The sequence below is a fragment of the Schnuerera sp. genome (assembly GCF_035459645.1).
Taxonomy (GTDB): domain Bacteria; phylum Bacillota; class Clostridia; order Tissierellales; family Tepidimicrobiaceae; genus Schnuerera.
In genome coordinates this window covers 1-1618 of the sequence record NZ_DATHXO010000494.1, presented here as the reverse complement: position 1 = coordinate 1618, position 1618 = coordinate 1, and the positions used below count along the sequence as shown (strand labels likewise).

At 26.5% G+C, this 1618-nt stretch carries 2 protein-coding genes and 1 pseudogene; all 3 read left to right on the top strand.

The window, feature by feature from the left end; translation table 11 throughout:
• Positions 1 to 495: pseudogene (locus VK998_RS11620) on the top strand (hypothetical protein); the annotation flags it as partial.
• Between the two features lie 54 nt (positions 496 to 549).
• On the top strand, positions 550 to 1308 hold the full coding sequence (locus tag VK998_RS13075) for an ABC transporter permease (RefSeq protein ID WP_414713606.1): 759 nt from the start codon (positions 550 to 552) through the stop codon (positions 1306 to 1308).
• Between the two features lie 4 nt (positions 1309 to 1312).
• On the top strand, positions 1313 to 1618 hold a 306-nt coding region (locus VK998_RS11610), incomplete at its 3' end, for an ABC-2 family transporter protein (RefSeq protein ID WP_325228499.1).

Sequence of the window (1618 nt, the reverse complement as noted above, 5' to 3'; positions counted from 1 at the left end):
ATTCATTGGCCAGATGTAATTTATCTAGATGAACCTACCATAGGATTAGATATATTAACTAAAAGGAGAGTATTATCATTTGTCAAAGAATTGAATAAGCAATATCAAAAGACTATAATATTTACAACTCATAATATGCAGGATATTGAAGATTTATGTGATAGAGTAATTCTAATTGACAAAGGATTAATTATATATGATGGTAAAATACAAGAATTAAAGGCATCTTATACTAAACAAAAAGTATTATCTATAACATTTAGGAATGTTGGGAAACTTGACAAAGAAAATCTGATAGCAATATCTGAAAGGTTTGGGAAGATTAAAAATATCTATAATAATAACTTAACTCTACTCATTGAAGATGGAGGAATATATAACATAAAAAATGTTTTAGATAAAATGGGTGAGATTTGTGAAATAACAGATTATAATATATCTTCTATTAAATTTGAAAATATAATAGAAAATATTTATCTATTAGAATCTAAATGAGGAGTGGATTGTGTGGATAGGCTAGAACTATCAAAATACTTTGAATGGTTGAAAATGGGAATAAAAATTCAGATGTTTGATAGAGGGATTATTCTAGAGAATATATTTAGTTTAATCTCCCAACTGTTTCTATCTTACTTTTTATGGAAAGGAATATATGGTGGTAGAGCAGTATTAAATGGACGGACTTTTTTTCAAATGATTAATTATATAGTTCTAAGCGTAGGAATATCTAATATTTTCATATATCCAAATATTTATTTTATGTCAATGGATATAAAATCAGGCAATATAGCTTACACTTTACTTAAGCCGTTAGATTATCAGATGCAATTTATATTCAAGAATATAGGAATTATAATTCCTATGTCAGGGATATCGTTTTTTTCAGTTTTGATATTTCGAATATTTGTATTGCAGCTAGAGGCTCCCGTGAATTTCATTTACTTTATTATTAGTACATTCTTGTCTTTTTTGACCGTAATAACATTTGATTTTGTTTTAGGCATGATTTGTTTTTGGACTGAAAATAGTTGGGGAATTAATGCTTTTAAATTTGCTATAATATCTTTTTTTTCAGGCAAGTTAATTCCTCTTGATTTCTTTCCTGGATACCTTAAGCACATAGCTATTAACATACTACCTTTTTCAGGGATAGTTTATACTCCTATAGATATTTATCAAAGTTATTGGAGTATTAAAAATTTCTTAATATATTTAATACGACAGAGTGGGTGGATTATCGTGTTTATATTATTAGGAAGGTACATATTTAATCTTGCAAGAAGACATGTTTTTATAAATGGGGGGTAAAAATGTGAAAACTTTTTTGTATTACATATCTATTATAATTACTTTCCTTAAATTTAATATAAAAAGGCTTTCAGAATATAAAGGTGATTTTTGCTTAGGAGTATTTTTCCTATTGCTTACACAGTCTTTGAATTTGAGTTTTTTTTATTTAATATTTGATGCAGTACCTGAAATAGATGGTTGGAATTTGCATGAGATTTTACTAGTATATGGATTTTATACTCTTAACTGTGGATTTTTTATATTTTTATTTGGGAAATTGAGAAGTCTTAAAGCGTATTTGTACTCAGGTGAATTTGAGATAATGTTA

Coding starts and splice junctions, on each gene's coding strand:
- VK998_RS13075 (WP_414713606.1), top strand. CDS start 550: ATGGGAATAAAAATTCAGATGTTTGATAGAGGGATTATTCTAGAGAAT.